Origin of the sequence: Ruminococcus flavefaciens ND2009 (assembly GCF_000621785.1) — a bacterium.
GTDB classification, from domain to species: domain Bacteria; phylum Bacillota; class Clostridia; order Oscillospirales; family Ruminococcaceae; genus Ruminococcus; species Ruminococcus flavefaciens_C.
The window spans coordinates 725,513-745,682 of record NZ_KK211346.1 but is presented as its reverse complement, the minus strand read 5'-3'; the positions used below and the strand labels follow the sequence as shown (position 1 = coordinate 745,682).

Here is a 20,170-nt window from a genome sequence, read left to right as displayed (position 1 = left end):
CCTTATTTTTTCAGATTGTTGTGTATGCAGCTGCGGTTTGCACCAACAGCAGAGAATGAGCACATGGCAAAAAGTACGTCCGTAGCCTCCACGCTGTCGATGAAGTCGATGGCGTTAAGGTCGAAATAACGTATATCACAGAGATATATGTTCTCGAAGGAGCTTGTCAGCATGGGCAGCAGGGCATTGCCGTAGCTGTCCTTGAATATGACAAGGTTTCTGCCGTTCTTGCACTCTGTATTTACGTGGACTATCCTCTCATCGGAGCCGAAGACCATATAATAGCCAGAATTGGGCATAGGAGCCGGGTCAAGGAGGAGGTTAGCTGCCACAGGATTTTGGAAATGTGTGTCGTACTGTGTGACAGTAACGGGCGTTTTTGGCTTATAGTATACGAAGTCCTCGGGATTGTTGAGCAGTGTAGCGCTCTGGGTGTACATATATAGGGTACCCACATATCCCGGGAGGGTAACGGTCTCGTACTCGGAAAGGTCCGCAAAGGGGACACCTGCCATGAGGGCGAACTGCTCTGCGGCATAGTAAGCGCCGAGAGGCTGCCAGTGGTGGTCGGTACGGGAGTATATAGCCTCGTCCTTGTGGGCATTGAGGATATTGTAAGCGTCAACGGGGATAACTCCCTTCAGTGAAGCCTCGATCTTGTCGAAGTCGTCCTTCTCGCTGTATGCTAGATTGCTGTATTCCTCGGGAAGATAGAAGGAGCTTGATGTGGGAAGCACCATTGAGTATACGTTCATGCCGCCGAGAGCTTCCTTGTACTCGTTGACAAAGGAAGCGTACTCCTGCTCGGTGCCCCATGCGCCTCCGTAGAGGGTGATACCTCTCTTGTTGACGATGAGGATATTGTTGGTAAGCTCGCCCTGTGCAGGCTCCTCCTCGGGAGGAGCGGTTGTCTCGGGGGCAGCCGTAGTCTCAGCCGCAGGAGCGGAGACATCCTGAGCCGCTGTTGTAACGGGAGGGGCAGTTGTCACCGTGACCACGGGCTTCTTCTCAAAGCCGCTGCCGTAGAGCTCTGCGCCGTCCTCACCGTCGCCGTATTTGCGTCCCTTGAGGGGAGTGATATTATCGGCGATGAACTGCTTTATATGAGCGCGGTCATGTACTGTATCATCGAAATAATCCGCGATACCTGCGGTATATTCGCCGCTGACGTAGTTCTTTACGGAGAACTTCGGGAATTTTGTCAGCATACGGTTCTCGTCGTCTGCTTTGGTCTCGTGGGGAAGCAGAGCAACGTACACGAAGCCCCCTGCAAAAATAGCTCCCATGAGTATGATATTTGCAAGAGCTATTGAGTTGAGAGTAGTTTTTCTGCGCTGCTTTTTCAGCTTTTTAGCCTTTATGGGAATATCTATGGCTGTTTTTTCACGGTCTGAAGCCTCAATGGATATTACGGGCTCGGGACGCTCAGCCTTATCATTTGCCCCTGCGGACTTGTTTTTCTTTTCGTCCTGAGAAGCGGTCTTGTTATCTTCGTTCATTTATGTGCCTCTTTAAAATCTGTAATACAGGAATGGGTGGGTGGTGGAGTCAACAAGCATTATGCTTGTTATCACCAGAAGAAGTGCTGCTGCCACCGCAGCTGCCGAGGAAATGACAGCCTTTGAAGTGAAACGCTTGTCCGATACAGTCTTTATGATGTTTATAATAGGGAAGCAGCATATCACCGCAATTATGAGCAGGTACATATTGTTGATGAGAGAGATCTTGTCCTGCATGGCAATAAATCCGTTTTTGCCGAAGCCGAAGGCTGTTTTGAAGAATGTGCCCAGCTTGCTTATGTCCTCGAAGTAGAAAATGCCGAAGCCGATGAATATTACGAATTTGCTGTAGATATGTCTGATGACCACAGGAATCTTCTTCATCTTCTTTTTGCCTATCTTCATTTCGATGAATACGAAGACGCCGTAGTAAAGTCCCCAGAGAATGAAGTTCCAGCTTGCGCCGTGCCATATGCCTGTGCAGAGCCATACGAGGAAGAGTCCGCCGTACTTTCTGCGCTTGCCGAAAATTGGGATATACAGCACATAGTCACGGAAGAATGTGCTGAGAGATATGTGCCAGCGCTGCCAGAATTCGGTGATGTCCTTGCAGATGAAGGGGTGGTCGAAGTTTTCGTCAAAGTGGAAGCCGAAGATCCTTCCCAGACCGATGGCTATGTCCGAATAGCCCGAGAAGTCGAAGTAGATACGCATACCGTAAGCTATAACTCCGTACCAGGCTCCGAAGGCGGTACTGCTGCCGATGTTGCCGAGGAAGTTCTCGGAAATGAGATTGAGCTGGTCAGCCAGCAGGACCTTCTTTGCCAGACCAAGAGCGATACGGTTGAAGCCGTAGGAAATGTCCCGGAGCTCCACTGTGCGGCTTTCGATCTCCTTTTCGATAGTGCTGTATCTTACTATAGGACCTGCCACAAGCTGTGGGAACAGTGTCAGGTAAAGCAGGAAGTTCTTGAAGCTCTTCTGGGGCTTCACCTTTTCCCAGTGGCAGTCGATGATATAGGAAATGGTCTGGAAGGTGTAGAAGCTGATACCGATAGGCAGCCGTATATCCGGAACGGGTATCGAGCATGAAAAAAGGGCGTTGATATTTTCCGTAATAAAGCCGCTGTACTTGAATACACCAAGCATAAGAAGGTCATAGACAACAGCCGCAGCAGTTGCAGCCGTATCGCCCCCCTTGCCCTGATATTTTCCGATAATGAGACCTGCCGTGTAGTTCACGACTGCGGTGAGCAGCATCAGGAAAATATAAACGGGCTCGCCCCATGCATAAAAGATAAGCGAGAAAATTATCAACACCGTGTTTTTTTGTTTTGTCCCTCTTGCCGCAGCATAGCACAGCAGGCATAAAGGGAGAAATATATATATGAAGAAAAGTCTTGAAAAAACCATTGTTCTACCGCCTTGTTGCTTTTGTTCTGTATCTTTCTTTTTCCCGCGTAAAGGCTGGCGGAACAGTTAAAAATCAAACATTTATCTATATCTCTTTTGGGCGGAAAAATTGCATAAGTCCGCACTGAATATTATACAACAAATGCTGCTGAAATGCAAGAGAAAAAGAGCGGGATTTTCAAAAATCGGCAGTATTTTTCAAAAATCGTATCAAGGCACAAAAAAGCCGCAGATCTCTGCGGTAATTTTGTAAGGCGGTTTGGTTTTAGCTAAAAGATCCCCTCACCGAAGGGTGAGGGGATACGGTTTACTGTGTGTTTGTATTATCGTTTGAAACGATAGCCTTGAGACCTGTTGCAAGACCTGCAAGTCCCTGGATCTCACTGGGGATGATGATCTTTGTAGCCTTGCCGTCAGCAGCCTTTGCGAAGGACTCAAGTGACTTGAGCTGTATAACTCTCTCGTTAGGATTAGCGTTATTCAGCTTTACGATACTATCTGCCAGTGCTTCCTGAACCATTTCGATAGCTCTTGCTTCACCGGTAGCCTCAAGTATCTTCTGCTCTCTTACGGCGTCGGCTCTGAGCACCATTGCCTGCTTTTCAGCCTCTGCCTCAAGGATCTGAGATTCTTTCTTAGCCTGTGCGCGGAGGATCTGAGATTCCTTTTCACCTTCTGCAACCAGGATCTGTGACTTCTTGTCACCCTCTGCCTGGAGGATCTTCTCACGGCGCTCACGCTCAGCCTTCATCTGCTTTTCCATAGCGTCCTGGATCTCACGAGGAGGCAGGATATTCTTGAGCTCAACGCGGTTTACCTTGATACCCCAGCGGTCAGTAGCCTGGTCCAGGATAGCTGTGATCTTTGAGTTGATAACGTCTCTTGAAGTGAGAGTAGCGTCCAGTTCCATCTCACCGATGATGTTACGGAGAGTTGTGGCTGAAAGGTTCTCGATAGCGGCGAGAGGTCTCTCAACGCCGTAGATATACTGCTTAGCGTCAGTTACCTGATAGAATACGACTGTATCTATCTGCATTGTAACGTTATCTTTAGTGATAACGGGCTGAGGCTTGAAGTCTACAACTTTTTCCTTCAGTGATACCTTGCCTGCGATCCTGTCGATGAAGGGAACGAGAACGTGGAGTCCTGTCTCCCACTCAGCGTGGAATGAGCCCAGACGCTCGATAACGAACACATGAGCCTGCGGTACGATCCTGAAGGATCTGATGATAACGAATAAAAGAACAACGATTACCAATAATACTATGATTCCGAATGCATCCATTTTTGATTACCTCCGATTGATTTTATGGATAGTTTAATTTTACTCAGGTCTTACGCGAAGCTTCGCGCCCATGACCTTGGTGACGATGACGACAGTTCCTTCGGGAATTATCGCATTTTCGTCCTCAGGAACGGCACTCCAGTTTACCCCATTGAGAGTGACGCGGCCTGTGCCTTTGTCTGCATTTATCTCCTCGATGACCGTGGCGTGTTTGCCGATGTCAAGCTCGGCATTCGTTGCAACAGCTGCCTTCTTCCTGCGTTTTTTGATGAGCGGTATGCTCAGAAGCAGGAAAACAGATGATGCTATAATGAATATACCAAGCTGCTGAAGCGCGGAAAGCTCATAGAAGTAGCTCAGCAGCAGAGTTACAAAGGCTCCGGCTGCGAACCAGATCGAAACGAGCTGTACCGTAACGACCTCTGCGATCACGAAAGCGACAACTGCGATAGCCCAAAACAGTACACTCAAGGTGATTTCCCCCTTTCGCAATTATTTGTAGTAATCCCTACAATTCGTATTATATCACGAAAGTGTGAACTTTTCAAGTATGATTGTCAAAAAAGCGACAAAATTTTTAGCCTTAAAGTATAATTACTGTACTCTTTTAAGCTCTGTATAAGCCATGATATAGGGGGCTATGCCTTTGCCGTCATTTTCCACCACCTTTTCGCTGAGGTAGTACTCCGCGGAGCCGTCCCGTCCTGCGTCACCGCCGAGGCCTCCCATAAGGCAGATGTTTTTCAGCACGGGAACATCACCGCTGTTGTCGATAAACTTTTCTGTGACGGCGCTGAAGGCGGTCTTGCCTGCGTTGAATATATCCTCGCCGCATATTCCCAGCCTTGCGGCCTTCATGGCGGCGTAGGCGAAGAGGAGAGTGCCGCTGGTCTCGGGATAGTTTCCTTCCAGTTCCTTCCGTGCAGGGAGCTGGAGCAGCATGCCCTCATCGGTGATGAAGGCACTTATATCATGGAGAAGTGTGCTGAGCTGGTTCCTGAGAGAGGAGCTGTCTGTCATTATCCCGCAGGTATCCGCCAGTGCGGCGCATACCCAGCCGTTGGAACGAAGCCAGAATTCGGGAGAAAGCCCCGTTATCTTATCTGCCCAGCACATGGAGTTGGTGTCGTCGTAGCCGTGGTGATAAAGCCCCGTAACGGGGTCCCGCATTATCTTGCACATATCCGTGAACTGGCGCTGTACGTCCTCGGCGACGCCGCGCATATTGTGTAGCTTGGCATACTCCGCCATGAATGGCAGCACCATATAGGCACCGTCCAGCCAGATCTGATCCTGATATATGGCCTTGTGCCAGAAGCTTCCGCAGGAAAGGCGGGGGTGGCGGACTATCTGCTCGTACCACAGCTTTTCAAAGCCGAGACGGTAGCGTTCCTCACCTGTTAGCTCCCACAGCCTGAAAAGGTTCTTGCCGCCGTTGATGTTGTCCAGGTTATAGTCGGCAAAGTTCATGGTGGGGATAGTTCCGTCCTCGGTTACGTAGGCGTCCATGAATTTCACAGAGTAGTCAAGGAGCCTTTTATCTCCGTTAATGTCATACAGCATCAGCAGCGCTGTTATCATGCAGTTGTCGATATAGTTCCATTTGGGCGGCTTGTTATAGAGTATGCTCTCCTGGTTCCACAGCGGACTGAGCGGCGGTGAGGGCAGTATAAATGCGTCGATATATTTGGAAATGATGTTTTCTGCTTTTGTCATCCTGTCAGTCCTCCTGCGGTTATACCGCTGACAAATTTTTTCTGTGCGAGTGCGAATACAGCCACAGAGGGGATAAGTCCTATGACCGACATGGCAATGACGCTGCGCTGTTCATAGCCCTGTCCGGTGCTGTCCACCGAGAGCCTCAGTGCCAGTGACAGAGGATACTTTTCCACTGACTGTATCATTATTAGCGGACCGAGAAAATCGTTCATGGTCCAGAGGAAGGTGAATACCGCTATGGAGATGACAGCAGGCTTTATACAGGGCACAAGCACGAAAAACAGCGTTTTCAGCGTGCCGCAGCCGTCGATCCTTGCAGCCTCGTCGAATTCCTTTGGTATTCCCTTGAAAAACTGTATGAGTATGAATACGAACATTCCCTCACCTGCGAAAAGTGCAGGCAGGGTAAGGGGGATATAGGTGTCAAGAAGTCCCAGCTTGCTCCACAGGGAGTACATGGGCATGACGGTAACTATCGCAGGCATGAACATACCGCATATAAGCAGTCCGTAGAACAGCTTTTTCAGCGGAAAGTCGAACCTTGCAAAGCCGTATGCCACCAGTACCGATGAGAGCACTGCAAAGGCGGTCTTCGGCACTATTATCATGAAGGTGTTCAGGAAGTAATGCCCCATTTTGTAAGGGGTCACAGTCTTCCACGCCTTGCCGTAAACCGAGAGATCAAGTCTTTCCGGCATGAACCAGGCTGAGGTGAATATCTCCTCATTGGACTTGAATGAAGCTCCCAGCAGCCAGAGCAGGGGATAGAGCATTACTACAGCGGCTGCTGTGAGGAGCAGGTAAAGAAGGAGCTTTTTCATCTGTCCTCCCTCCTCAGTCTGCCCGTTGTCCTGTACATTATGAGCACGATAAGGGCGATAAGCACGAACAGCAGCCAGGAAATAGCATTAGCCGTGCCCTCGTCGCCGAAGGTAAACATCTCCTCGTATATGTACATTCCGATGGTGCGGGTGCTGCCCAGGGGACCGCCGCCTGTTATCATGTAGGGAGCATTGAATTCCTGCATGGCGGCTATGGTCTGGAGCACCAGATTTATGAATATGACGTTCCGTATCTGGGGCAGTGTTATTGAGAAGAAAGCCCTTGTCCGTCCGCAGCCGTCCACCCTTGCGGCTTCGTAGAGCTCACGGGGAATATCCCTCAGCGCCGCGAGAAATATTATCATAGTAGAACCGAATTCCCACAGCCTCAGCAGCACTATTATAAAAAGAGCAGCATCAGTATCACCGTACCAGCTCACGGGAGAAAGTCCCACAGCCTCAAGGAGCAGATTTACCAGTCCTTCTGAGGTGAAAAGGTACTGCCACATAATGATGACAGCCAGATTTGCTCCCAGTATTGATGGTATGTAGAATACGGTGCGGAATATGCCGATGCCCTTCAGCTCCATATTGAGGAGCAGAGCCACAGCCAGCGAGACTATCAGCTTCAGCGGCACAAGTATGGCTGCATATTTCAGTGTCACAGCGGCGGAGCTCCGTATGTTTTCGTCGGACAGGATATGCCTGTAGTTTTCAAAGCCCACGAAGCTGCTGCCGTCCGTAAGTCCTGTAATGAAAGAGGATATGAAAGGGTAGATTATCAGCAGCAGCGCACCTATGATGAAGGGCGAGATAAGGAGCAGTCCCGTGTATCTGCTTACGCCCACGGGATTGCGGTAGGTTCGGGTCTTCATTTTTTTATCTTCTCCAGATATTCGGTAACAGAGCGGTACATCTGCTCTGCGGCGGTCTCCGTGTCGGCGGTGCCGTATGAGACCGATTCAATGGCGGTATTGTAGAAGGACTTCATGCGTGACAGCTCCATATAGGGGCTGATGGTTATGGTGTCTGTTTCATTGAGAATATCCTGACTCTCCTTGGAAAGCCCCGTAAGAGCGCCGCTTTTCTCAAGAGCAGATGATGCCTTCCGTGAAGCGGGTATGCCTCGGGTAGTACCAAGTATCGCGGCACATTCCTCGTCATTGAGGAGGAAGTCCATAAATGCGGCAGCCTCGTCGGGGTGCTTTGTGTGCCCCGAAATTGCATAAAGCAGCGACGGCTTTATCATCCAGCCGCTGTTGTTCCCGTTTTCGTCGGCGAGGAGAGGACCTGTCTCAAGGACTCCCTTGGGAAGCACTGATTCGTACTTGCCCACGGCGCTGCCCCATTCCAGAACACCTGCCACCTTTCCGCCGATGAACTCGGAGGACTGATACAGCGCGGCATTTCCGTCCTCGTCTGTGCGTGTTTTTACTGTCCTGATGACATGGTTATCCTCAAGGAGCTTGTAGAAGTCAAGGGCATCACGGATGTCCTCCTTTGTAAAGCCCAGCTCACCGTCAAGGGTGATGAACTGTCTGCCTGTTTTCTGCTGTATGTACACGACCGCAAGATACCATGCGGTGCCGCCCGACTGTATATCCAGATCCAGAGGGTAGGCGTCTTGGTTTCCGAAGCTTTCTCCCAGAGCAATGAGATCCGACCATGTCTGTGGATAAGCCGCACCGATGGTGCTGTAAGCCTCTGAATTATAGAACAGCCCACGACCGCTGAGGGATACCGTAACGGCGTTGAGTTTTCCGTCTGCCCGTCCGAAGGACAGAGTTTCCTCGTCAAATCCCGAAAGATCGAGAGTACCGCTCAGCGAGTCAAGGTCATAGAATCCCTTCCCGTCAGGGGACATAGTTATGAGCCAGTCGTAGTTTATCTGCATAATATCGGGCTCTGTGCCGCCTTTCATCTGTGCCGTTACCTTTTCGGTCCAGCCGTCCCAGCCTCCGTACTCGGGAGTAATGGTGATGTCGGGGTGTTTTTTGCTCCACAGATCAATGGCTTTCAGAGTTGCTTCGTGTCTGTCGTCACCGCCCCACCACGAAAAGCGCAGCTCGCACTTATCAAGGCTCCCATCGGGGGGTGTTACAGAAACAGCTTTTTTGCTTGCGCAGGCAGAGAGTGAAAGTGCGCAGCAGATTGCTGCGGCTTTAAAAATAATCTTTTTCATACTCTCAGATCCCTGATATAATGATATAATGTAATTATACACCATTATAGAAGTAAAATCAATACAAAAATAGCAAAATCTCACAAAAATGACCTCAGAGGAGACCATAATTCATATGCTGTTTTTTATGCGGTCTATAGCGCTTTTCTCAAGTCTGGAGACCTGTGCCTGGGATATGCCTATCTCTCCGGCGACCTCCATCTGTGTCTTGCCGCGGAAGAAACGGAGATAGAGGATATTCTGCTCGCGCTTTCCAAGCCCCCGTATGGCGTCGCGGATAGTGAGCTCATCCATACGGCTGTCAACGTCGTTCATGTCACTTATCTGATCCATGATGTAGAGGTTGTCCTCGGAGTCGGAGTACACAGGCTCATAAAGTGAAACCGGATCGCTTATGCTCTCAAGGGCGATGACCACATCTGCGCGTTTTTCGCCTATTTCTGCGGCTATCTCATCCATATTGGGCTCCCGCTGGAGACTTGCGGTGAGCCTTTCCTTTGCCTGTAGAGCCTTGTAGGCAAGGTCGCGGAGAGAGCGGCTCACCTTCACATGGTTGCTGTCCCGCAGATACCTTCTCAGCTCACCGCTTATCATGGGAACGCAGTATGTGGAGAAGCGGACCTCCTTAGTAAGGTCGAAGTTGTCGATAGCCTTCATAAGACCTATCACTCCTATCTGGAACAGGTCGTCAATATCCTCGCCCCGTCCCGTAAAGCGCTGTATCACGCTGAGTACAAGGCGAAGATTTCCCTTGATGAGCTTGTCTCTTGCGGACCTGCTGCCCGTTGCCCGTATCTCTCTGAGGAGCGCCATTTTCTCCTCCTCCCTGAGAACAGTCAGCTCGGAAGTGTTTATCCCTGCGATGACTACTTTGTTATATGCCATTACTATCCCTCCGTAAGGTATTACGAGGATATTATTGCCCGTGTCAGCTCGGGTAATCACAGGAAAATCATGGCATAAAAAAGGAGCAGTCCGAACTGCTCCTTAAACTATCTCAGGTAACTGAGGGATATGCTTTTTATTGAATTTGCGGATATAGGTCTTATTGAAAGCTGAAACAGCTTTTTTGTCGCTGAGATACCGGTTTTCGGGCAGAGCCTGTAGTATATCGGCAATATCAGAGGCAAGCGCTGCATCTCCATTGTCGAAGGCGCTTCGGATCTCTCTTGCGGAGAATACAACGAAAGCAGTCGCTTCGTTGGGAACAGTGCTCTTTATTTGCAGCTCACAGCCAAGACATTCCGAAAGGGCGGCAAGCCCTTCATCTGCCGTGATCTTTCCGTCTATCATATCCGCAAGAGCGGCGGCAGCTCTCTGTCCCCGAGCTGATTCCGCATTAGCTCTTATAAAGACAGCGGTCTTTCTGATAATATCTGTCATTTCTGCTCCTTTACATAGCCGATGAGCTTGCCCAGGCAGAGCTCGAAGCAGCTTCCGTACCATGTTTCCTCCATGTGGGGGATAGTGGCTTCGATACAGTCAAGAGTGAACTTAACAGATATATCAAGGCATTGCTGTACGTCCATTCCCAGCGCGCAGGCGCCTGAGAAAACGCTGGAGAAAATGTCGCCCGTGCCGTGAAAACGTGAATTCACGTTTTTCCCGAAGGAGAAATAGAACCTGTCGTTCTCGCTGTCATAGGCAGCTGCTCCCTGGAGCTTGTCATCGTAGTGGACACCCGTTATCACAGGAGTTTTGCAGCCCAGTCCGGCGAGTCTTCGGAGAGCCTCCCTGACATAGTTCTCATCGTAGTCCTCGGTGTATGGGATACCCAGGAGGAAGGCGGTCTCGGTCATGTTGGGGATAATGAAGTCAGCCCTTGCACAGAGCTTCTTCATCTTCTCAACGAACTCGTCGGTAAAGCCTGCATAGAGCTTTCCGGCGTCTCCGAGAACGGGGTCTACTATTATATAATTGTCATCAGTTCCGAAATCATCAAAAAAGTCGGAGACTATGTCCACCTGTTCCATAGAGCCCAGGTAGCCTGTATACAGCGCATCAAAGCGCAGGTCCATAGTCTTCCAGTGTGAGGCGATGGCGGGAATGTCGCTGGTAAGGTCGCGGAAGGTGTAGCCGCTGAAGCCTTCGCCCGTATGTGTGGAAAGTACAGCCGTGGGAATGACTGCGGTCTCTATGCCCATTGCCGAAATGATCGGCAGAGCAACGGTCAGGGAGCACTTTCCGAAGCATGAGATGTCCTGTATGGATACTATCTTCTTCATTATCATCTTTCTTTCAAAATAACGTTATCAATTTATGATTATACAACAAAGCCGTTCCTTTGTCAATATGCTTCGGTATACTGATAATATCATGCTGTATATACTGTACCAAAGAACCATTCTGCGAAGAAATATGTCATAATATTGTTCTAAATGACATGATAGTACCATTGCAGGTTTGACACCGTTTCCCCTCATATGTTAGAATTTATTTGGCGGTAAACTGTTTATCGCCAAGCAAAAACAGTTAAAAAGGGGAATGGTTTATGAGGATAGAAAGCATAACCCTCGATCATGAAAGAGCCAGAAATTTTGTGGTGGAGCGTCCTTTGGGCGCAGGAGTATGGGTGTTCCTTGCACTGAAGGCAAGGGCAGTTTTCACTATCGGCGGCAGGGAGATACCATCGCCCGATAACTCCTTTATCCTGCTGACTCCCGAGCAGCCCTTCAGCTATCGCTGCGATGCGGACGATTTCAGCGAGGACAGCGTTTTCTTTACTCCCGATGATGAGGATATAAAGCGTATAACTGACATGAAAATACCGCTCAACAGGGTAATACCCGCAGCCGAGCTCACAGGCATAACATCGCTTCTGCGCAGTATGTGTCTGGAGTATTACTCAGCCAACAAGAACAGGCTTGAGTCTGTGGATCTGTATTTCCGCCTGCTTCTCAGCAAAGTCAACGAGAGCGTTCTCAGCATGAAAAAGATAAGCGCGGTACATGAGGGACTTTACATAGAGAAGCTCATGTGGCTCCGCGAGAGCATTTACCGCTGGCCATCAAAGACCTGGACCGTAGACGAAATGGCAGCGGACGTATCCCTGAGCCGTTCAAGGCTCCAGCATCTCTACACCGAGACCTTCGGTATAAGTATATCCAAGGATATAATCACCAGCCGTCTGGACAAGGCGACTGAGCTCCTGAAAAAGTCGGAGTATTCCATAAACAAGGTGGCGGAGCTGGTTGGCTATCCCAATGCCTCCTACTTCAACAGACAGTTCAAGAACGGACTGGGCATGACTCCCACCGAATTCCGCAGGGAATATCAGGAACGGGAAGCAATATAAGCAAAAGCTCCGATAAATTCCGATTTATCTTAGCAGCCGTATAAAATTCAATGCCCCTAAGCGCTTTGAAACGCTTAGGGGCAAAACTTATATATGGGTATTTGTCTTCGCGGAGCTTTTTATTATTCACAGAACCATGGTTTTTTTGAGTTAAGTGTCTTTTCCAGATCAAACTGCGTAGCGGTTCCGTCGCCGCTGTAAGGCAGGGGATTGACCATATCGGTGCACTTTGAGAGATCGGCATTATGGAGAGTAGCCGATATCAGTGGTCTGCCGTAGCCAAGCAGCAGCGTAAGATATACTTCTTCGTTTTTCGGAAGCTTCCAGTTTTCGCCGTCTGTTACCCTGAACTTTATGATAAGGTCGCCGTTAAAAGAGTAATCTTCATAGGTATAAGGAGCAAAGTCCTCGGCACTCAGCTGCTGTCCTTTTTCATTGTGAAGACGTATCACATCGTCCATAGTCAGCGAGCCTGCAACGGGAGCGCTGAGGATAGCCTCTTTGAAAGTCCATTCGTTTACAGCTTCGAGAACATCTTCATAGGAATTCCTTGTCATATCTATGCTGTGTCCGCCTGTTTGGTCTGACAGTGTGCAGACGGCAAGTGCATCGGAGCTTGCGGACTTTTTTACAGTCAGATACCAGTTGCTTCTGTCGATGACGATAAACTTCATGTTCAGTGTGGGATCGAAATAATTGTAGTAGTTGCTGAACTCACGGAAGTCGCCTATTCTCAGAGCCGAGCCCTTTTTAGCAAGCTTCAGGACATCTTCAAGGTAAATGATACCCTCGTATTCTCTCTCGGGCTGAGTCTCATTTATAAAGCTCTGAACATCGTCATATCTTATATCTATGCCGTTCTTGGTATCTATGCCTTCCATGGCAGGATACTCCTTTTTATTGATACCGCGGAAAAGCTTGATATATAGCGGTTTCTCAGGCGGCACTCCGCCAACCCAGAGGGTATATCCGCTGCCCTCATTGATCCTGAACTCCCAGATATAAAGACCTGAGCCTATATCCTGATAGATATATCCGGTAAAATCGGACCATGTGAGAGCGTCTTTTTTCTTTGAGAGCTCAATAACGTCCTTCAGTGTGAGATTTTTTGACATAGGTTTTACCTGAGTTGTGGTTGCAGCCGCCGTAGTCGTAGTTTTTGTGCCTGTTTTGTCAGTCGTTTTCGCTGCGGTCTTGGCAGTAGTTTTTGAGGCTGCTCTGTCGGTGCTTCTTCGTGCTGTTGTACCTGCGGCAGGGCGGGTAGTCTCAGGGACAGCATTTTCGCTATTGTCCGTGCTCACAGCGGTTTTGCCGCTTGTAACAGGCTGATGATCTGAGTTATCGGTAGTTTCGGCGGCAGCTTCATCAGTTACCACAGCGACGGTATGTGTAGTATCGGCGGTGCTGTCTTCGATGTTGTCAGAGACCACTGATGTGGCTGTCACCATGATAACGGGAGTGTCATCAACAGGCTTGCGGTCGGGAGCCTTCATCTTCATAATGCCCAATACTGCGCCGCATATCACCATAATGCAGGCTGCTGCAAGAAATACCCTGTGCAGGACAGGGGAGCGTCGCACCACATCGATGCCCATTACCTCCTCATCGTCAGCCATACCCATACGGCTCAGCGCCTTGCGGTAGATACGCTGGGAGGTCTTTTTGTCTGCGGCAGTGTAGCTCTCAGCAATGCGGCGGACGGTCTTATCGTCTGCATTGTGCAGTATATCGCTTATATTCCTTTTCATAATATCCCTCCTGTCTTCAAAGAGTGATGTCCATATCGGTAAGAATGGTTTTCAGCTTTTTCAGTGCCCTTCGGAGCCTGCTTCTTACCGTTATGGGGTTCATGCCGAGGATACGCGCGGTCTCGGCTGAGCTTCTGTCATAGAAGTACTTCTGTATGATTATGGAGGAGTCGGGCTCGCCCAGCTCCTCTATCTTGCGGAGGAGTATAGCCGATATATCGGAGCTCTCTGCGTCCGCCTCAATATCGTCTCCCGAGGCGAGAGTGTATTCTGTTTCGGCTTCGAGCGGGATATTCCGCGAGGTATGCAGGTCCATGGAGCGGCGGAAGTCAATGGCGCGCCGCTTTGCCGAGGTGCCGATATATGCTTTCAGCGAGGTGTCACGGAGCACATCATACTTCATCATAACATCGCTTAGCACCTCCGCGGTGCAGTCCTCAACATCGTTTCGGCTCCCTATTCCGCGGAGAATACTGTAAACTATAGTATAGGCATAGCTCCAGTATTCGTCAAACAGTGCCCTGAAGCCCTCCTCGGGCGACTCTTTCATCATTCTCTTTATGTCATTCTCGTTCATAATCCCACCCCCCCTTGTCGGAAGATACATATATATGTCTTCATTATACACATACGGTGAGTAAATGTAAAGTGTTGCACAGCAGGAAGTAGCTGCTGCTTTTTGCCCGGTGTTTTGTCTCAGGGCAACTTTTTCTCCGCGTTTCTTGCTATTTTGGTTATTGTATGTTATAAGCGCAGAGCCTGCGCCCCCTTTTTCGCGTTATAATACGTCGCACGGGAACTTTTTCTCCGCGTCCCTTGCTATTATAGTGCTTTTATGTTATAATAATAGATATTCTACTATGAGGAGTGAGATTATGAAGGAAATACACAACGAGCACTTTACGGGGGAAAGGGCTCTGTTTCAGTGCAACGAACTCAGAATTTGCGGTTCGCTTTTCGATGACGGAGAGTCGCCGCTCAAACACAGCAGATTTATCGACCTTTCCGACTGTACATTCGGGTGGAAGTACCCCATATGGTACAGTGAAAACATCAGGATGAAGAACTGCAGGATAGACGTCCACGGACGTGCAGGAATATGGTATGTTTCCGAGATAAAGGTAGACGATACTGTTATTGAGGCACCTAAGTGCTTCCGCCATTCAAGTTACATAAGTCTTAACAATGTAAGCTTTCCCGACGGACCCGAGACACTGTGGAAGTGCGCGAATATCCGTCTGAACAACATTACTGCAAACGGTGATTATTTTGCCATGGACTGCGACGGTATGGAGGTCAACGGTCTGAATCTCACGGGCGGCTACTCCTTTGACGGTGTAAGGAACGTGACTGTTAAGAATTCCGTTATCACAGGCAGAGATGCTTTCTGGAACAGCGAAAACGTCATCATATACGATTCTGTCATCACAGGAAAGTATTTCTGCTGGAATTCCCGCAACATCACCCTTGTGAACTGCACTGTGGAGAGCCTCCAGGGAATGTGCTATACGGAGAACCTTGTGCTGAGGAACTGCAAGCTTCCCAACACCACTCTCGCCTTTGAGTATTCCACAGTAAATGCGGATATAAGAGGCAGAATCGACAGTATCATGAACCCTTCGGGCGGCGTGATAAAGGCTGACTCCATTGGGGAGACCATCATGGACGAAAAGCAGGTCGACGTATCCAGAACGAAGATAATACTCGGCGCTCAGTAAAAAAATAAAGCCCCGAAGCGTTTGACGCTTCGGGGCTGTGTTTATTTATTTCGCTGCAAAAGAGTTGCTTTATTCCGTTATATATGCTATAATTACTTGGAAATAAGAGCGAGAGTATCTCTTGCGATGAGGAGCTCCTCATTTGTGGGAACGATCCAAACCTCGATCTTTGAATCAGGTGTTGAGATCTTTGTGAGCTTGCCTCTGATAGAGCGGTTCAGCTCCTTGTCGATCTTGATTCCGAAGTAATCCATATCCTCACAAACCTGCTCTCTTACTTCCCATGAGTTCTCGCCGATACCGCCTGTGAAGAGGACAGCGTCGAGACCGTTCATGGCAGCTGCATAGGAGCCGATGTACTTCTTGATCTCGTAAGCCAGCATATCTGAAACCAGCTGAGCCTTTTTGTTTCCGTTGTTTGCAGCTTCCTGAATGTCACGGTTGTCGGAGCCTACGCCTGATACTCCGAGGAAGCCTGACTTCTTGTTCATATATTCGCTCATCTGTGAAGGTGTGAAGCCGTGCTTATCGGCAACGAAGGTTACAGCAGAGGGATCTACGGAACCTGTTCTTGTACCCATTACAACACCGTCAAGAGGAGTGAAGCCCATTGAAGTATCTACAGACTTGCCGGCGTCAACAGCTGTGATGGATGAACCGTTTCCGAGGTGGCATGAAACGATCTTGAGATCCTTGATGTCCTTGCCCATAGCCTCTGCGAGAGCAGCGGATACGAAACGGTGTGATGTGCCGTGGAAGCCGTACTTTCTTACGTGGAGCTTCTCATAATCATCATAGGGAAGACCGAACATGAATGCCTTGGGGGGCATTGTCTGGTGGAAGGCTGTATCGAAAACAACTACCTGAGGTACGTTTGCGGGGATAACGCTCTTGCAGGCTCTCAGAGCCAGTGCGTGTGCGTGGTTGTGTACGGGAGCAAGCTCGCGGAGCTCGTCGATCTTGTCGATTACCTCGTCTGTAACGAGAACTGACTTGTCGAATACGTCAGCGCCCTGTACTATTCTGTGACCTACAGCAGAGATAGCGTCCATGCTGTCGATAACCTTTGCATCGCCTGATGTAAGGCACTCAACGAGCTTCATGAAAGCCTCTGTATGTGTGGGGAATGAGCAGTCCTGGTCGAGAACTCTGCCGTCAGCAGTCTTGTGATTGATATGGCCGTCGATACCGATACGGTCGCAGTTGCCCTTAGCGATAACGCTCTCATCGCTCATGTCGATGAGCTGATACTTCAGTGAGGAGCTTCCTGCATTTACAACTAAGATGATCATATATGTAATTTCCTTTCAAAAATTATTTTGCATATATTATTATATACTATTTTTGAAAAATTGCAAGTCCTTTTTTTAAATTTACAGCGGACGATGGCAATTTTATGGGTCGGATGAGCGGAAAACCACGGATTTACTGTTGCAAAACGCCGAAAACCGCCCTGAAAACATCAAATAATATGTAAAGTTGAGAAAAATTTACAGAAAATCATTGAAATAAGAGAAAAGAGGTAGTAAAATGAAAGTCAGCGGTATTATCTGTGAGTACAATCCCTTTCATAACGGGCATCTTTACCATATAAGGAAGACCCGTGAGAACGGTGCTACGCATATAGTTGCGGTCATGAGCGGAAACTTCGTCCAGCGCGGCGACACCGCAATAATGGACAAGCTTGAAAGAGCGCGGCTGGCAGTTCGCTCCGGTGCGGACCTTGTCATCGAGCTGCCCGTGCAGTACAGCCTTGCCTCTGCGGAGAATTTCGCTTCGGGAGCAGTTCATCTCCTGGACAGCCTGGGCGCTGTGGACGAGCTCTCCTTCGGCAGCGAATGCGGAGACACGGAAAAGCTCAGGAATGCCATGGAGACTGTTGACCTTGCGGCACTCACTCACGCCGATGAGATAAAAAGCATTATGGAAAAGGGCTATACATACCCGAGAGCGCTCAATTCCGTGGTAAACGGCTACGATCCCGAGGCGGCTGCTGTCATAGCAGAGCCAAACAACACCCTTGCGGTGGAATATCTCAGGGCACTGAAAAGAAGCGGCTCTGCCATGGAGCCCTTCACGGTGATGCGTGAAAAGGCAGCTCACGACGGAACGGAAGCCGCTGACGGCTTTGCCAGCGCATCAATGCTCCGGGAGATGATAGAAAACGGCGAGAGCATAGACGCCTTCACCACCGAGGACTGGGCAGCGGCGATAAAGAACGCTGTGAAAAACGGCGAGACCGCGTCCCTCAGCAGACTGGAAAGGGTCATTCTCTACAAGCTGCGCACCTGTTCTGTTGAGGAGATAGGGCAGATATGCGACGTTGGACAGGGACTTGAGCACAGGATATACGGCGCAAGAATGGCAGGCTCACTGGACGAGCTGCTGTTCACCGTAAAGACAAAAAGATACACCATGGCAAGGATAAGACGCATTATGCTTGCACTGCTTATAGGCATAACAAAGGCTGATATGGAGCAGCTCCCGCCATACGGAAGGATACTCGCCTTCAATGAGCGGGGCAGAGAGGTACTTGCGAGAGCGAAGGGCTCTGCGCGGATACCCTTCGGCTCCTCAATAGCAAAGCTCTCACAGCTGGGGGATATAGCTGAGCGCTTTGCGGAGCTTGAGATCAGAGCTTCAGACATCTATGGACTGGCACTTGACACTGTGACATCTGCACAGAAGGATTATAGGGCGAAAATAATGATAGATATGGAGTAATGTGAATGATAGCACACTTTCTTCGTAAGACAGCCGCAGCGGCTGCAGCGATGATAACATTGACATCATGCGGAAAAATGGTGACCCTTATGGACTCTGAGGTGGCTGAGCCCAATGCTTCGGCAGCGGGAGCTTCGACTGTAAAGGTCACAGAGGCGACAGAGCCTTCTACCGAGCCTGTAACAGAACAGTTCACTCTTGACATAAAAATGCCCGAGGGATATGAGATACCGAGAAAATATGCGATACCCGATTTCAAGACCGTGCTGCAGAAGCCTGAGCTGCCTACGGGCTGCGAGGTGACTGCGCTTTGCGAGGTGCTTCAGTATCTCGGTTTTGACATAGACAAGGTGGCGCTTTCCGATGAGTTCATGCCCATGGACAATAACGGCATAACCACCATGAAGACCGCCTATATCGGTGACCCTAAGTCCGATGAGGGCTTCGGCTGCTTTGCTCCCGTTATAGTGCAGACCGCCGATGATTACTTTGAGTCGGTAAACTCTCCCTGCTATGCCGTGGACATCACAGGAAGCTCCATGAAGGAGGTCTACTACCAGGTGAGCCAGGGAAGACCTGTTGTGATGTGGAGCACTATCAACCAGATAATAACCACCCCAAACCTTCGCTGGGTCACCAACGACGGCGAGGAGATGTGGTTCAATGACTTCCAGCACTGTGTGGCGATATACGGCTATGATCTGGACGAGAACGTTGTCCACGTAGCAGACCCGCTGGTGGGCAATATAAAGTATGACCTTCCGAAATTTGAACAGACCTGCGAGGTGATGGGCAGACAGGCTGTGGTCATCTGCGGTGATTCCAAGACACAGGGCGATTACAAGGCTCCTGCCGACAAGCCACAGTCTCCCATACTGAGCCGAAACAAGGCTGAACGCAAGAAGGCTGAGGAGGAAGAGGCTCGCCGCAGAGCTGAGGAAGAGGAGCGCAAGAAGGCTGAAGAGGAAGAACGCAGAAAAGCCGAGGAAGAGGAAAAGCGCAGAGCAGAGGAAGAAGCAGCCCGGGCTCAGGAGGAGAATGAGGCTGTGGAAGAGCCTGCTCCTGCTGAGGAACAACATGATGAAGGCGAAGAGGAGCAGGGATAATTTGATAAAAGGCGTGATTTTTGACCTTGACGGTACACTGCTTGACTCCATGACCGTGTGGAGCAGCATTGACCGCGAATTTTTAATAGAGAACGGTATAACAGACCCGCCTCCCGAGGTGTCGGACGTGGTGAAGAAGATGACTGTGGACGAATCTTCACAGTATTTCATCGACCGCTTCGGACTTCACTGCACAAAGGAATATGTCATCAAGCGCATCGAGGATATGGTTCGTCAGCGCTATGAGGAGCAGATACCCCTGAAGCCCCACGCCGAGGAGGTGCTGGACTTCCTCGACAGCAGGAACGTGCCCTATGGCATAGCCACAGCTACCTATAAGGGGCTGGCAGAGGCGGCGCTGAAACGCTGCGGAGTCTACGACAGGTTCCGTTTTCTGCTGACTGACAGGGAGTACCCCGCAGGCAAGAACTTCCCCGATATTTTCCTCGGAGGAGCTCAGCGCCTTGGCACACAGCCTGATGAGACCCTTGTTATCGAGGACTCGCTCCACTGCATAGAGACTGCAAAATCAGCAGGCTTTACGGTCTGCGGAGTATACGACCCCGTTGCAGCGGCTGACAGCGGCAGGATAAGAGAGCTTTCCGACTTCTATGTGAAGTCTCTGGATGGGATAATACAAATAATTTAGGGCGAACGATG

General features: G+C 49.6%; 19 protein-coding genes. 5 read left to right on the top strand and 14 right to left on the bottom strand.

Annotated elements, in window-relative coordinates:
- Positions 1 to 2: 2 nt before the first annotated feature.
- The 11 genes from T488_RS18795 to T488_RS0110260 form a co-directional block, all read right to left on the bottom strand.
- Complete coding sequence (locus T488_RS18795) at positions 3 to 1,499, bottom strand: DHHW family protein (protein ID WP_051536416.1); 1,497 nt, start codon at positions 1,497 to 1,499, stop codon at positions 3 to 5.
- 12 nt (positions 1,500 to 1,511) lie between these two features.
- Complete coding sequence (locus tag T488_RS0110305; RefSeq protein ID WP_278245081.1) at positions 1,512 to 2,819, bottom strand: MBOAT family O-acyltransferase; 1,308 nt, start codon at positions 2,817 to 2,819, stop codon at positions 1,512 to 1,514.
- A 400-nt stretch (positions 2,820 to 3,219) separates the two neighbouring features.
- Positions 3,220 to 4,197 (bottom strand): SPFH domain-containing protein, encoded by a 978-nt coding sequence (locus tag T488_RS0110300; RefSeq protein ID WP_028520726.1) that lies wholly within the window; start codon positions 4,195 to 4,197, stop codon positions 3,220 to 3,222.
- A gap of 39 nt (positions 4,198 to 4,236) precedes the next feature.
- The gene (locus T488_RS0110295; protein ID WP_051536415.1) at positions 4,237 to 4,668 is read right to left on the bottom strand and encodes an NfeD family protein; all 432 of its coding nucleotides are present in this window, start codon (positions 4,666 to 4,668) and stop codon (positions 4,237 to 4,239) included.
- Between the two features lie 123 nt (positions 4,669 to 4,791).
- Positions 4,792 to 5,913, bottom strand: a complete 1,122-nt coding sequence (locus tag T488_RS0110290) for a glycoside hydrolase family 88/105 protein (RefSeq protein WP_028520724.1) — start codon at positions 5,911 to 5,913, stop codon at positions 4,792 to 4,794.
- Complete coding sequence (locus T488_RS0110285; protein WP_028520723.1) at positions 5,910 to 6,737, bottom strand: carbohydrate ABC transporter permease; 828 nt, start codon at positions 6,735 to 6,737, stop codon at positions 5,910 to 5,912. The genes T488_RS0110290 and T488_RS0110285 overlap by 4 nt, the downstream gene beginning before the upstream one ends.
- Entirely contained in the window at positions 6,734 to 7,612 is an 879-nt protein-coding gene (locus tag T488_RS0110280) for a carbohydrate ABC transporter permease (protein WP_028520722.1), read from the bottom strand. Before T488_RS0110280 ends, T488_RS0110285 begins: the two co-directional genes overlap by 4 nt.
- Positions 7,609 to 8,919, bottom strand: coding sequence for an extracellular solute-binding protein (locus T488_RS0110275; protein WP_028520721.1), 1,311 nt, complete (start codon positions 8,917 to 8,919; stop codon positions 7,609 to 7,611). Before T488_RS0110275 ends, T488_RS0110280 begins: the two co-directional genes overlap by 4 nt.
- Positions 8,920 to 9,030: 111 nt before the next feature.
- Entirely contained in the window at positions 9,031 to 9,804 is a 774-nt protein-coding gene (gene sigG / locus T488_RS0110270; RefSeq protein ID WP_028520720.1) for an RNA polymerase sporulation sigma factor SigG, read from the bottom strand.
- A 102-nt stretch (positions 9,805 to 9,906) separates the two neighbouring features.
- Positions 9,907 to 10,302: a hypothetical protein gene (locus T488_RS0110265; protein ID WP_028520719.1), complete on the bottom strand. Its 396-nt coding sequence runs from the start codon at positions 10,300 to 10,302 to the stop codon at positions 9,907 to 9,909.
- Entirely contained in the window at positions 10,299 to 11,144 is an 846-nt protein-coding gene (locus T488_RS0110260) for a pyridoxamine kinase (protein WP_028520718.1), read from the bottom strand. Before T488_RS0110260 ends, T488_RS0110265 begins: the two co-directional genes overlap by 4 nt.
- Positions 11,145 to 11,410: 266 nt before the next feature.
- Between T488_RS0110260 and T488_RS0110255 the strand changes: the two genes are divergently transcribed.
- Positions 11,411 to 12,214, top strand: a complete 804-nt coding sequence (locus tag T488_RS0110255; RefSeq protein WP_028520717.1) for a helix-turn-helix domain-containing protein — start codon at positions 11,411 to 11,413, stop codon at positions 12,212 to 12,214.
- 122 nt (positions 12,215 to 12,336) lie between these two features.
- Here the strand turns inward: T488_RS0110255 and T488_RS0110250 are convergent, their stop codons facing one another.
- Together T488_RS0110250 and T488_RS0110245 are read right to left on the bottom strand one after the other, a co-directional pair.
- Entirely contained in the window at positions 12,337 to 13,962 is a 1,626-nt protein-coding gene (locus tag T488_RS0110250) for a hypothetical protein (RefSeq protein ID WP_028520716.1), read from the bottom strand.
- 16 nt (positions 13,963 to 13,978) lie between these two features.
- Complete coding sequence (locus tag T488_RS0110245; protein ID WP_028520715.1) at positions 13,979 to 14,539, bottom strand: RNA polymerase sigma factor; 561 nt, start codon at positions 14,537 to 14,539, stop codon at positions 13,979 to 13,981.
- A gap of 298 nt (positions 14,540 to 14,837) precedes the next feature.
- Here T488_RS0110245 and T488_RS0110240 point away from each other — a divergent pair, with 298 nt between their 5' ends.
- Positions 14,838 to 15,680 (top strand): DUF3737 family protein, encoded by an 843-nt coding sequence (locus T488_RS0110240; RefSeq protein WP_028520714.1) that lies wholly within the window; start codon positions 14,838 to 14,840, stop codon positions 15,678 to 15,680.
- A 92-nt stretch (positions 15,681 to 15,772) separates the two neighbouring features.
- Here the strand turns inward: T488_RS0110240 and T488_RS0110235 are convergent, their stop codons facing one another.
- On the bottom strand, positions 15,773 to 16,972 hold the full coding sequence (locus T488_RS0110235; protein ID WP_028520713.1) for an acetate/propionate family kinase: 1,200 nt from the start codon (positions 16,970 to 16,972) through the stop codon (positions 15,773 to 15,775).
- Positions 16,973 to 17,210: 238 nt separating this feature from the next.
- Here T488_RS0110235 and T488_RS0110230 point away from each other — a divergent pair, with 238 nt between their 5' ends.
- The 3 genes from T488_RS0110230 to T488_RS0110220 are packed head-to-tail and all read left to right on the top strand — an operon-like array spanning position 17,211 to position 20,159.
- Positions 17,211 to 18,404, top strand: coding sequence for a tRNA(Met) cytidine acetate ligase (locus T488_RS0110230; RefSeq protein WP_028520712.1), 1,194 nt, complete (start codon positions 17,211 to 17,213; stop codon positions 18,402 to 18,404).
- Positions 18,405 to 18,409: 5 nt separating this feature from the next.
- Positions 18,410 to 19,510 carry a C39 family peptidase gene (locus T488_RS18790; protein WP_051536414.1) on the top strand — a complete coding sequence of 367 codons (1,101 nt, stop codon included), beginning with the start codon at positions 18,410 to 18,412 and terminating at the stop codon, positions 19,508 to 19,510.
- Entirely contained in the window at positions 19,443 to 20,159 is a 717-nt protein-coding gene (locus tag T488_RS0110220) for an HAD family hydrolase (protein WP_242838325.1), read from the top strand. Before T488_RS18790 ends, T488_RS0110220 begins: the two co-directional genes overlap by 68 nt.
- Positions 20,160 to 20,170: the final 11 nt, after the last annotated feature.